This is a genomic window from Legionella parisiensis (assembly GCF_001467945.1).
Classification (GTDB): Bacteria; Pseudomonadota; Gammaproteobacteria; order Legionellales; family Legionellaceae; genus Legionella; species Legionella parisiensis.
In genome coordinates this window covers 635,190-648,079 of record NZ_LNYQ01000013.1, presented here as the reverse complement: position 1 = coordinate 648,079, position 12,890 = coordinate 635,190, and the positions used below count along the sequence as shown (strand labels likewise).

The window sequence follows — 12,890 nt, the reverse complement described above, 5'->3', positions numbered from 1 at the left end:
TGGTTGCTTGCAACTGAATCTTCTACACATAGCTGAAATAACCAGTTGAGGCTTATTCCGACATCCCGCCCCCACGACTTGTTCGGAGGGGCGCAAGAAGAGATATGATCAAGATACAGTTGCGAGCAACCAGGCTATATTGTTATATACTTTTTTAACCCAATTCAGGTTCAAATGCAGATACCTTTCTGGGCTTTAATTCCCCTTGTTCTTCAGCAATAGCCTTATCATTAACAATCTTAGTTACACATGCATCAGACCAAACATTTAAAGCGGTTTCCAGCATATCAATTAAACCATAGAAAGGTAAAATAACCCCCATAAGCACAATAGGAACATTCATACTAGATAACAAACTAATACTCAGAAAAAAACATCCCATGGGTACACCGGCATTTCCAATAGCAGCTATTGTGGCAACGAATACCCATAAAACCATTGTGCCATAAGAAATTGGCATACCGTGATTCTGCATTAAATAAATCACTGTAGCAAAAATAAAGGCGGCACAACCATTCATATTAATACTGGTGCATAAAGGTAAAACAAAACGACTTACCGATGGTTTTACCTGCAAATTCTTTTCTATAGTATTCATTGTGACAGGTAAGGTTCCTACTGAGGACTTGGAGAAAAAAGCTACTGATAATGCAGGAAGCATGGATCGCATTGCTGCAAAAGGCTGAATTTTATTCTTTTTTAACCATAAAGGTAAAACCACAAAACCTTGAACTAAATTAGCCAAAACAACGATCAATAAATATTCACCTATGCCCTTAATGTCCATACCCGAGCGCAACTGGACAACTGTTGACGTAATAAAGCCAAATAGCCCTAATGGAATTACCATGATAATCCAACGTGTCATGACTAAAAACATACCATGCGCGCCACGGAAAAAACGCGTAATGGTCTCACGAGACTCCTCATCAGGAATTTGTCGCACGGCAATACCGATAATAATACTTAAGAACAATACCCCCATAACTTGTTGTTCAAGAAAAGGAGATAATAAATTGGTAGGTATAATATTCGCCAAATATCCTAAATAACCTAAACTGCTTGCTGACTCGACTGTATGTGCATTGAGATCAACCTGAACCGAACTGGGCTGGATTAAAATATAAAGCAAACAACTAATCATCGCAGCTACGATTGTAGTAGAAAAAGTATACTTGATCGTTCGTTGCCAAATTTTTTTCATGAACCCATCAGTCTTGTAATTTGCCAAGGTAACAATAATCGATAAAGAAATAATAGGTAAACTAATGCACTTGAAAAGTTTGATAAACAAATCTGAAATCAATAAACCTGTCTCTTTCAAAACAACTATATTTGACATCCCACTGGCAATACCCAAACCTATCATTAAAGCGTAAATCAAAGGAGTGCTGAAAATGAATTTTTTTTGTTGATGCGCTGCACACATGTTGGTGATCCTTAAAAAATAAAAAAGTGAATTAAAAGATTGTGTTAGCAACAACAAGAAAGGAGCTTAAAATGAGCGAGAGTGGAACGATGAGTCGTTTGATTCGAGTGAGTTAACATATAACCTTACACCTGTCTGATTAAAATATGTGCAATGAGAAATATTCTAACACATTCAATAGGTTCGTCAAGAAATTTTATATGGCCAAAACGATTAATCAACCAATTCAATACAATTAATTTGTTGCTTTAAACGAATGATCCGACGATAAGCATCTTCGATACGTTGCGGTTCTATTTTTTGCTCAAAAACCAAACGTTCAATGGTCTCAATCAATTCATGTGCCGTAATTTTCGCCAATTGGTTCGCAAAGATCAGCATATCTGCCCCTGCATTGATTGTCAGACATAAAGCATCATCAAGCGAATAATGATCTGTAATTGCCCGCATTTGTAAGTCATCTGCAATAATTACTCCATCATAGCCTATAGTCTCACGCAAGACGCCTGTTAAAATTTCATGGGATAAAGTTGCAGGTAACCCCTGATTATCCAACTGCTTATTCACCACATGTGCTGTCATAATCATAATAGGTTTATAAATATCGCGCACTAATTGGTAATATGGAATCAACTCTTCTTTGAGGAACGTTTTTGTAACATCGACAAATCCTTTGTGAGTATCGCCGACCGCACTACCATGGCCTGGAAAATGTTTGTAACAGCATGCAATACCATGATGATAAAAGACATCAACAAATTTTTGGGCTAAATGAATTACATCATTATGATTCGCTGAAAAACTACGCTGAGCACTTCCGATAATTCCTTGCTCGTGTTGTAAATGTAAATCAACAACTGGAGCAAAATTAAGATTGAAACCCAAAGATTTTAATGTAAATGCCATTTGAGTTAACTCAGCCTGCAAAGCCTCAGGTGATAATTGTGCCATGTTATGCGCACTCATAGTCGGCATACATCCTTCAACCCGAGACAATCGATCTATGGAGCCTCCTTCATAATCTATTGCAATTAATAAAGGTGAGTCATTATTTTTGTAATTTATTTCTGCAGAATAATAATTAAGTTGATGTGTTAAGCGTTTGATTTGCGTCTGATTTTTTAAGTTTTTACCGTATATACCCGTAGAAGCATCTTGATCAAACAACAAAACGCCTCCTAATCCATCGGTTGAAAGCCACTCAGCTACAGGACTTTTGTCATGAAGCTCACAACCCTCAAACCCCATAACCAACATTTGACCAATTTTATTTCTAAGAGTAATCATCAGTCGCTCCGTCAACAAAAATTGTTGTAACGAGAATCATACACAAAGATAAAAATTAATGCCATTTATATCTTTTTTGGAGGTATTGCTGGAATATCGCTAAAATTACAACTGCAATTACCTGATCCCTTAGGAGGAAGCGGAACGAGTGAGAAATCACTCGCAAAACAAACGGTCACGTTCCAAGCTGAATCACCAGGATTTATTGAATTGGGTAACGACCAATAATTTTTAGCAATATAAGTTTTCCCTTCGTCACTTTGCCAAAAAACCGGGGAAAACTGAGCTTTATACATTAATTTCTCACCCGGTGTGCAAGGGAAAGTCTGACGGGTCCAGGATTTTTTAGCAGGTACACTAATTGTTGTCAAAACTTTGGCAGTTGTAGCATCCATTACATCAACAGATACATTATAATCGGTCCAACAATTATCTTTAACTAAAGTGTAATAGCAAGTCACTTCAGTAGCCCAAATACAGCTTGATGAAATCAGGCTGAGTATGTAAATAAATGTTCTTACTAACATGATTCAATCCTTTTATTATAGAGCGTAGCAAAAAATTTGTTTTGCCTCAAAGGCAGAGAAAATCAAATATGTTTCGACAGTAAACCTATTATTCATAGTATATACAATATCAGTCATAAATTTAGGGCAAGGGTTGATTTTATTATCCGACCTGTATAAGCTTGCCCAAATTGGGAGAGATGGCCGAGCGGTCGAAGGCGCACGCCTGGAAAGTGTGTATACGGCAACGTATCGAGGGTTCGAATCCCTCTCTCTCCGCCAAGTTTGATAAAATGGCAGTTTAATCAGTTCAGTTCCCATGTTAATGTTTACTCGAACGGTTGGATTTGAGCGCAGGTCTCACAAAGATGCGCCGCATACGGACGTTCCTTGATAGGGGCTGAGCACATACGACTTAAAGTATCTGCCGTTTTTTATGTTGAATATTCCCATAGGTGCTTTTGCAATGATGGAGCTAAAAATCCTTATTTGTGAGCATGCAAGAGCTTATGAACAATTCATTTAGGGATATGGCATATGAAATTAATTGTAATAGGAATTTTATTCTCATTTAATGCAATCGCTGGTGATTATTTCCCTAAACTGACATCACAAGATCAGCCATGGTCTTTTATTGCAACTGCTGGCGCAGGCAATTATCAGATAACATCCAGAGACAAAAGTGTTCCAATAGGACGACTAGCACTAGCCAATGAAATGATGCTTGCAGGAAATATCGCTTTAGGTCTGGAATTAGGACTGCAAACGGGGACTCACATAAAGCTGAATATGCCGCAAGAAGCTTTTCTAGCCCTTAAAAAATGGATTCCTATGCAAACAACTCTCGCCCCTACCTTGGATTTATTGATAACCAGCAAAAGCGACCCCCTAGGTAATAGTTCTTTTTTTGCCCAACTAAAAGGTGGACTTGCCTACAGGCATTGGCAGGATAATCGTGTTCCCCTGAACGATATTTCTCAACTGGCAGGCGAAGTACAGGCAGGATTTGGTTACCCAATTACCGCACTAGCCAACCTGAGCCTGCTATATCAAGGGATATTCAGTGGTAATGGACCAAACTTTCATTTCGATACCTATTCTAAAAGAGAACAATTATCTAACATTCCCACCTTACATGCTGTACTTTTGGGATTGTCGGTTAACCTATAATCCCAGCTTGTTTACATTCCTATCATATCGACCAAACCTGCTCTGATTTCTGTGTTACTATGCTCACAACGGGATGTATTCTGCCTTCACCAGAATATATTAGGCTATAATTTAATCAAAACGGAGCTACTTCTCTATTAAGTTGCAGGGAGTATTATCATGAAAGAACAACATTATGCCTATAAAATCACTCATAATGCATCAGGCTTGAATTGTCCTCATTCCGCCTTGGAAAAAGATAGAATGGTGGATTTATTAAAAGAAATAGAAAGCCAACATAGTGAAGGGATATTCTGGATATTTAAACAATTTGGTGATCAACCTCAAGAACCGCTGTGTATCATAGACTGCTCAAAAAAACGAATTTACTTTCATTATTCCGGCGAAGTTGATGACTTAATGGATGCTATAGCCAATCTAAGCCATTAACGTGCTGTCTCAGAATGGATTGAACGACATTTTTAAACCAAATTGATCATTATTGATTTGTTTTGATCTCATTTATTACATGAAACCTCTAGACAAATGACCTTCTTTTAGTCACCATGTCACTCAATTTTTATTCCAAACAAAGAGAATATTCATGTCTTTAAAATCCAAAATAATTTTTTTAAGTTTCATCCTTTTTAGCCTATTGCCCTGTGCTTATGCAGCCTCAGGAACAAAGCATACTGATAGTGATGCTGCCATCCAAAATGCTGTTTTATTTTATATAAACGAATACAGGCAGAAACATGGTTTATCCAAGCTGACCATGGACAACCATATGGTCATTCAAGCAAGGCAACATTCTCAGGATATGGCCAATCATCGTATGCCTTTTGGTCATCAAGACTTTGGGAAGCGTGTTGCTAAACTACGCTCACAAATTAAAAATACTGGAGGTGCAGCCGAGAATGTCGCATACAACTACAAGACGGCTCAGATTGTAGTCAGTCAATGGGTTAAAAGTCCGGGGCATCGAAGAAACATTGTAGGAAATTATAATCTGACAGGTGTAGGTATTGCCCGGGATAAACAAGGTAAACTCTATTACACCCAACTTTTTCTGCAAACAGGAAAAAGTCCTCGAAGTTACACTGTAAGAAGACCCTACATCAGCGTTCCTTTCTTCGGCATCAAAAGACAGAGCTGATCAAAGAGAATTAAAAATTCGTAGCCTGGGTGATATGAAGTGGAACCCGGGTTTCGCTTCGCTATACCAAGGCTACTCGATTAATAATATCTAACCTATTGTCCCATTCATATGCCTTTAATTTTTCTCATTAATTCAATGGTCTGTATATTAACTTTCCAATTTTAACGAAATCTTTGCAAAAAACCATGGGAATTATGTGGCAATAAGACCAAGACTGGCCTATCATAGAATCATAGACAGTACACATTGTTCAGCCAACATCATTACTTAGGGAGCCAGATTGAGAGTGCGGTGTGCAAGCTTAGCGTGTACTAAGAAGCCTAAAACACTCCGGAGGAGTCCACCTTGGTAAACAGGACTGTACTCAATCTTACTGTCTATACGAATTCCATAAAAAGGCGTATAAAATTATACGCCTTTTTATTTTCTTATTGCCATTAAATTAAGTAACGACAACTGATACATAACCTGGATGATTTGCTACTGCATCGTCCAGGATTATATAGTCACTCTTTACCTACCTGACTATTATTTTTATAGATAACCACTATAATCAAATAGTTAAACCCAAGTTAGTATTATAATTGAATATATAATAACACATGGACGTTTGCTCAAATGGATATTTTATTAATTTTTCTTGCCCTGTTCTTTTTTAGCTTATCTTTTGGGCTAATCAGGTTCTATGATTATTTATCAAGGAGTGAATCATGAGCTTGTATTTAATCTGTGGAATAATTGCTTTCGGCTTATTAATTTTTTTGTTACTTGTATTATTCAAACCCGAATTATTTTAACAGTAGATTTTTAATTTAAATATGGGAATGGAGCCCTATGACAAAACCTGGTTTCCTACAAATTGCGTTTTATCTGTTCTTTTTATTGCTCCTTGTGAACCCCTTAGGCTGGTATATGGCACGGGTATATCAAGACCGCCCCTGTGGTTTAAACACTTACTTAAAACCTTTTGAGCACCTAATCTATAAACTTTGCAGCATTCATACTCAAGAGGAAATGGGATGGAAAACCTATTTATCGAGCATGCTCTTTCTTAATTTAGTAGGATTACTGGTCGTTTACCTGGTACAACGTATCCAATTCTATTTACCACTGAATCCTCAGGAATTTGTTTCTCCCTTCCCTGATCTTGCATTTAATACCGCCGCAAGCTTTGCCTCCAATACAAATTGGCAGGCTTACAGCAGCGAAGCAACGATGAGTTATTTCACACAAATGTTTGCCCTGACAGTACAGAACTTTATTTCAGCAGCAACGGGTATGTCGTTATTAATTGCAATAATACGAGGGCTTGTAAGACATGAAAGTAGCGGTCTTGGGAATTTCTGGGTAGATACTGTTCGCGGAATACTCTATATCTTATTGCCTTTATCATTGATTTTTGCCCTCATTTTGTGCTCACAAGGCATTATTCAGAATTTTAAGCCCTATCAAAAAATTAACTTGACTCATCCGTTTACTTATCAGAACCCTGTAGCCGATGTAACAGGTCAAACTGCCTTAGATAACCAAGGCAATTCTAAAACAACAACAGTAAGCGTAACAGAACAAATTATTCCGATGGGACCTGTAGCGTCACAAATTGCCATTAAACAACTAGGTACTAATGGAGGTGGTTTTTTTAATGCCAATTCTGCCCATCCATTTGAAAACCCTAATCCGCTCACCAATTTTCTGGAAATGGTAGCGCTTTTACTGATTCCGGCAGCTTTTTGCTTTACGTTTGGTGCTATGGTGCATGATAAAAGACAAGGATGGGCACTATTAATCGCCATGTTCATTCTTTTTTTTCCATGCTTAATACTTGACGCAATAGTCGAACAGAAAGGAAATCCTGCCTTTCAACAAATGGGGATTGATACCACAGCTCAATCTGAACTTTATCCTGCAGGGAATATGGAAGGCAAAGAGACTCGTTTTGGCATTGTCAATTCGGCAATTTGGGCAACTGCTACAACCGCATCTTCCAATGGCTCAGTCAATTGCATGCTTGATTCATTTACGCCTTTCGGCGGTTTAATTCCTTTATGGATGATGCATTTAAATGAAGTGAGCTTTGGTGGCGTAGGTTCCGGCTTGTACGGCATGTTAATGTTCGTGATTCTTACTGTATTTGTTGCAGGACTTATGGTCGGCAGAACTCCTGAATATTTGGGTAAAAAAATTGAGCCTTATGAAATGAAAATGGCGTCCATTTCTGTTTTGATTATGCCTTTAAGTGTGCTCATCACTACAGCCTATGCTTCAGTAACAACAATGGGAATAAGCTCCATAGCCAATCCTGGAGCGCATGGCTTTACAGAAATCCTTTATGCGTTTACTTCGATGGGAAGTAATAATGGCAGTGCTTTTGCCGGTTTAAATGCCAATACCCCCTTTTATAATATTGCCGGAGGCATGTTGATGTTAATTACCCGCTATTGGCTCGCTATTCCGGCTCTGGCAATTGCCGGCTCACTCGTTAAGAAAAAAAGGATTCCCAACAGTCCAGGTACATTAGCAACTCATACACCTCTTTTTATTACTTTATTAGTCTGTATTGTCATCGTTCTCGGTGCCTTGTCCTTTTTACCGGCTCTTGCTCTTGGCCCCATTGCGGAGCATTTGATGCTTTGGGGGGAATATGGATACTAAATCACACTCTATTTGGGATTTTGGCATTATCAAAACTGCATTACTCGATGCACTTTTCAAATTGACACCTCATATTCAAATAAAAAATCCCGTAATGTTTACCGTATATGTAAGCTCCATTATCACAACAGTTCTTTTTATAACAGCACTCTTAGGAGATGGAGGAACTCCACCATTTTTTATTCTTGCTATTAGCTTATGGCTTTGGTTTACACTTTTGTTTGCCAATTTTGCAGAAGCTATGGCGGAAGGTCGAGGCAAAGCCCAAGCTCAAGAATTACGGCGAGCACGTCAGGAAATTCAGGCTAAAAAATTAACAAAAAAGTCGAAAAGTGCAAAATTCACTATTGTTCCCTCAGTACAGTTGCGCTCTGGGGATATGGTCCTGGTTGAAGCCGATGACTTCATTCCCAGTGATGGAGAGGTTATCGAAGGGATTGCTTCAGTTAATGAAAGTGCTATAACAGGGGAAAGTGCGCCAGTAATTCGTGAAAGTGGTGGAGACCGTAGTGCAGTAACTGGAGGCACGCAAGTGATTTCTGATTGGCTTATCATTCGCATTACCTCCAATCCAGGTGAAACATTTTTAGACCGGATGATTGCCTTAGTCGAAGGGGCAAAACGCCAAAAAACACCTAACGAGCTAGCATTGACCATTTTACTTGCGGCTTTAACCATTGTGTTTTTAGTGGTTTGTAGTACTTTACTTTCTTTTTCGATTTACAGTATATCAGTATCAAAGACGGGGTCGGTAATTTCAATCACGGTGCTTGTTGCCCTCTTTGTTTGTCTAGCTCCAACAACTATTGGTGGACTGCTTTCTGCAATTGGTATTTCAGGCATGGACCGAATGATTCAAGCCAATGTCATTGCTTTATCTGGCCGTGCGGTTGAAGCTGCGGGTGATATCGATGTGTTATTGCTTGATAAAACAGGAACAATCACTTTGGGTAACCGTCAGGCAACTGAATTTATTCCCGCAGAAGGAGTAGATATTACAGAGTTAGCCGATGCAGCTCAATTAGCTTCTCTAGCGGATGAAACCCCTGAAGGCCGAAGTATAGTTATCCTTGCCAAAAGAAAATATAAATTACGTGGTAGAGCGCTTGCCCCATTGAAAGCAACATTTATTCCTTTTACAGCACAAACACGTATGAGTGGAGCAAATCTTGGCACCCGGCAAATTCGTAAAGGATCGGCTCTAGCTATTGAAGAATACATCCGTCAGTTAGGGGGCAGCATACCTGAAAATGTGAAAACCAATGTTGAGATCATTTCACGTCAAGGTGGAACAGCCCTGGTAGTTGCTGAAGGTCCCAAAGTGTTGGGTATCATTCGTCTTAAAGACATTATTAAAGGAGGGATTCGTGAACGTTTTGCACAGTTACGGCAAATGGGTATTAAAACCATCATGGTAACGGGCGATAATCCTCTAACTGCTGCTTCAATTGCTGGTGAAGCAGGAGTGGATGATTTTCTTGCCAATGCAAAACCCGAAGATAAACTCAATCTGATTCGCAATCTGCAAGCTCAAGGCCATTTAGTCGCGATGACTGGCGATGGAACCAATGATGCACCTGCACTGGCTCAAGCGGATGTCGCTGTTGCAATGAACTCGGGCACACAAGCAGCAAAAGAAGCAGGAAATTTGGTAGATCTAGACTCAAACCCAACTAAATTGATTGAGGTCGTGGAAATAGGCAAGCAATTACTTATGACACGTGGAGCCCTGATGACTTTTAGTCTTGCCAATGATATAGCTAAATATTTTGCCATTTTACCCGCAGCATTTGGGACTACTTATCCCGTCCTGAATATACTCAATATAATGCACCTTTCAACACCACAAACTGCAGTGCTATCCACAGTAATTTTTAATGCGATTATTATCGTTCTTCTCATTCCTTTAGCTTTACACGGTATTAAATACCGACGCCTTCCTGCTGCACAACTTTTGCGAAATAATGTAATCATCTATGGGATAGGTGGATTAGTCGTACCTTTTATTGGCATCAAAATGATTGATATGCTTTTAACTGCATTGGGCTTAACAGGATAAAAAATGATTAGAAACACTCTACAACAACTAAAAACTGCTTTAATGTTTCTACTCATTTTTTCTCTACTTACGGGTTTAATTTATCCTGCTGTCGTTACTGCATTAGCCCAAGTATTTTTCTCTTATCAAGCAAATGGCAGTTTGTTGCAACTTGACGGAAAACCCATCGGTTCTGCATTAATTGGACAACACTTTGATGCACCAAACTACTTTTGGGGACGCCCTTCTGCCACCACTCCATTTCCTTATAATGCGGCAAGTTCTTCAGGATCAAATATGGGCCCTTCTAACCCAGAATTTTTGGCAACTGTAAAAAAACGAGTTGACAACTTGCATCAGTACGATTTGGATAATCCAAATCAAATAAGGCAACAATTAATCCCCGTTGACTTAGTTACTGCATCTGCCAGTGGCTTGGATCCAGAGATAAGTCCGCTAGCAGCTTATTATCAGATACCACGTATTGCTAAAACACGCCATGTCTCGGAACAAGAAATTCAGGAGTTAGTAAATCAGCTAATAAAAAAACGTACCTTACACCTTTTGGGTGAACCAAGGATTAATGTATTGGAGCTTAATTTAGCTCTGGATCATCTAAGGACTACTCAATGACTGATAAACGCCCCGATCCTAATGCATTATTACAACAAGTCATGGAAGAAGAGCGACAACAACAGCGCGGTAAACTCAAAATTTACCTCGGCGCTGCTCCAGGGGTAGGGAAAACTTACTCCATGCTTCATGAAGCAATGGGAGAACAGGCTAAGGGATTGGATATAGTAGTAGGTATTGTTGAGTCTCATGGACGTGCAGAAATCGAAGAAATACTTAAAAATTTTGTAGTTTTACCTAAAATAACGATTGATTATCACGGTAAAAAACTACAAGAATTTGATCTGGATTCGTCCTTAAAAAGAAACCCGGGATTGATCCTCATTGATGAAATGGCGCATACAAATGTGAGTGGCGTACGGCATAAAAAACGCTGGCAAGATATTCAAGAATTACTGGATCGTGGAATTGATGTATCTACCACACTCAATGTGCAACATATAGAAAGCCTCAATGACGATGTCTCACAAATCATTCATGCTCCTGTTCAGGAAACTGTCCCCGATTTCATGATAGAGAGAGCTAATACTATCGAGTTAGTGGACCTGGCTCCAGAAGACCTGTTAAAGCGTCTTGCCGAAGGTAAAGTCTACGTTCCCAAACAAGCCCGGCTTGCTGCTGAGTATTATTTTCGCAAAGGCAATTTAATGGCATTACGCGAACTGGCATTAAGAACTCTGGCAAAACAGGTTAATACACAAGTACTTTTATACAGGCAAGGTCAAGGTATCAGACACATTTGGCCTATAATGGAAAAAATACTGGTTTGCGTTGGCCCAGGTCCTGAATCACATAAGTTGATTCGAGCAGCTAAAAGAATGGCTACCAGTTTGCAAGCGGATTGGATTGCTGTATATGTGGATTCTACGCGGACCCAATTATCTACTACGCAGCGCAATCAAGCCATAAAAAATTTATTTTTTGCAGAACAATTAGGGGCTGAAACTCACATTTTAATGGGTTATGACCTTGTCAAAGAAATTATCAATTTTTCTCGTGAGCAGAATGTCACCCTCATTATGATCTGCAAACGCATTCGCCATCGCTGGAGAAATTTTTTCTTACGGAGTCTCGCAGATGAGGTTTTGCGCTATAGTGGCGAAATTGATGTATATACCATGACCGAAGTTACAAAGAAAACAAGAAAAAAATCCCTTGCCAAGCCCATGACTCCCTGGCTTTATTATTTTTTATCAACCAGCATTGTAGCAATCACAACCCTTATTAATTATTTAATTTATCCTTTAGTCAATGAAAGTAGTTTAATCCTTGTTTATTTAATAGGAATAATTTCCACTGCCGTCTTAGGTCGCCCAGGTCCAGCAATTTCGGGAATTATTCTGAGCATTTTGGCGTATGATTATTTATTTGTTCCGCCTTACTACAATTTTTTCATGGAAAAATCAGATTATTTCTTCACATTAGTTATGATGTTAATTTTAGCACTCATTATTTGCCAGTTAACTTTAGTTACTCGCCGCCAGTCAGAAATTGCGCGTCTTGCCGAATATCAAACATCAGCTTTGTACACATTAAGTCGAAGATTATCCAGAACACGAGGAATAGTCAGATTGCTGCGAACGGGAATCAATTTTATTTCGGAAATTTTTCACTGCGAAGTTATCGCATTACTACCCAAAAACAAACGTCTTGTTGTCCGTGCACGAGCAAAATCACATGAAGAATTGGATGAAAAAGAATACAGTATTGCTCAATGGGTATTTGAATTAGGGCAAAAAGCAGGATTGGGGACTGATACCCTCTCATTTTCTAATGCACTGTTTATTCCATTACTTGGTGCGCGCGGAACCGTGGGGGTTTTAAGAGTTCAATCGTCTAAAAATAAGGATTTCACAACACCTGAAAAAATACAGCTTTTGGAGTCTTGTGCCAATCAAATCGCATTGGCTTTAGAGGTGGATAGTCTGCAGGAAGAATCTAATAAAATTAAATAATCCTCATTCATGAAAAATTTGAGGGATAGTTCAGAGCTTCCTTCGCTGAACCCGCTGCAATTTCTACGACTATCTTATTTAA

Annotated in this window: 11 protein-coding genes, 1 tRNA gene and 1 other RNA gene; 10 read left to right on the top strand and 3 right to left on the bottom strand. The window is 39.0% G+C overall.

Annotation, left to right across the window (positions count from 1 at the left end; all coding sequences use genetic code 11):
• Positions 1–154 precede the first annotated feature (154 nt).
• The 3 genes from Lpar_RS08970 to Lpar_RS08960 all read right to left on the bottom strand — a co-directional run bounded on the left by Lpar_RS08970 (position 155) and on the right by Lpar_RS08960 (position 3,243).
• Entirely contained in the window at positions 155–1,429 is a 1,275-nt protein-coding gene (locus Lpar_RS08970; protein WP_058517626.1) for a dicarboxylate/amino acid:cation symporter, read from the bottom strand.
• Between the two features lie 213 nt (positions 1,430–1,642).
• Entirely contained in the window at positions 1,643–2,716 is a 1,074-nt protein-coding gene (locus Lpar_RS08965) for a glycoside hydrolase family 3 N-terminal domain-containing protein (RefSeq protein ID WP_058517625.1), read from the bottom strand.
• 65 nt (positions 2,717–2,781) lie between these two features.
• Positions 2,782–3,243, bottom strand: coding sequence for a hypothetical protein (locus Lpar_RS08960; RefSeq protein ID WP_058517624.1), 462 nt, complete (start codon positions 3,241–3,243; stop codon positions 2,782–2,784).
• A 173-nt stretch (positions 3,244–3,416) separates the two neighbouring features.
• Between Lpar_RS08960 and Lpar_RS08955 the strand changes: the two genes are divergently transcribed.
• The 10 genes from Lpar_RS08955 (at position 3,417) to Lpar_RS08920 (ending at position 12,808) form a co-directional block, all read left to right on the top strand.
• Positions 3,417–3,504: transfer RNA gene (locus Lpar_RS08955), tRNA-Ser, on the top strand.
• A 255-nt stretch (positions 3,505–3,759) separates the two neighbouring features.
• A complete protein-coding gene (locus Lpar_RS08950; RefSeq protein ID WP_058517623.1) occupies positions 3,760–4,392 on the top strand; it encodes a hypothetical protein in 633 nt (210 codons plus the stop codon).
• 159 nt (positions 4,393–4,551) lie between these two features.
• Positions 4,552–4,821 carry a hypothetical protein gene (locus tag Lpar_RS08945; protein WP_058517622.1) on the top strand — a complete coding sequence of 90 codons (270 nt, stop codon included), beginning with the start codon at positions 4,552–4,554 and terminating at the stop codon, positions 4,819–4,821.
• Between the two features lie 154 nt (positions 4,822–4,975).
• On the top strand, positions 4,976–5,527 hold the full coding sequence (locus tag Lpar_RS08940) for a CAP domain-containing protein (protein WP_058517621.1): 552 nt from the start codon (positions 4,976–4,978) through the stop codon (positions 5,525–5,527).
• A gap of 234 nt (positions 5,528–5,761) precedes the next feature.
• Positions 5,762–5,913: non-coding RNA, 6S RNA (gene ssrS / locus Lpar_RS18310), on the top strand.
• 327 nt (positions 5,914–6,240) lie between these two features.
• Positions 6,241–6,327, top strand: a complete 87-nt coding sequence (locus tag Lpar_RS19670; protein ID WP_193392451.1) for a potassium-transporting ATPase subunit F — start codon at positions 6,241–6,243, stop codon at positions 6,325–6,327.
• 37 nt (positions 6,328–6,364) lie between these two features.
• Positions 6,365–8,182 carry a potassium-transporting ATPase subunit KdpA gene (gene kdpA, locus Lpar_RS08935; protein WP_058517620.1) on the top strand — a complete coding sequence of 606 codons (1,818 nt, stop codon included), beginning with the start codon at positions 6,365–6,367 and terminating at the stop codon, positions 8,180–8,182.
• A complete protein-coding gene (kdpB, locus tag Lpar_RS08930) occupies positions 8,172–10,241 on the top strand; it encodes a potassium-transporting ATPase subunit KdpB (RefSeq protein ID WP_058517619.1) in 2,070 nt (689 codons plus the stop codon). Before kdpA ends, kdpB begins: the two co-directional genes overlap by 11 nt.
• Positions 10,242–10,244: 3 nt before the next feature.
• Positions 10,245–10,853, top strand: a complete 609-nt coding sequence (gene kdpC / locus Lpar_RS08925) for a potassium-transporting ATPase subunit KdpC (RefSeq protein ID WP_058517618.1) — start codon at positions 10,245–10,247, stop codon at positions 10,851–10,853.
• Positions 10,850–12,808, top strand: coding sequence for a DUF4118 domain-containing protein (locus Lpar_RS08920; RefSeq protein ID WP_058517617.1), 1,959 nt, complete (start codon positions 10,850–10,852; stop codon positions 12,806–12,808). Before kdpC ends, Lpar_RS08920 begins: the two co-directional genes overlap by 4 nt.
• The last annotated feature ends 82 nt before the right edge of the window (positions 12,809–12,890 follow it).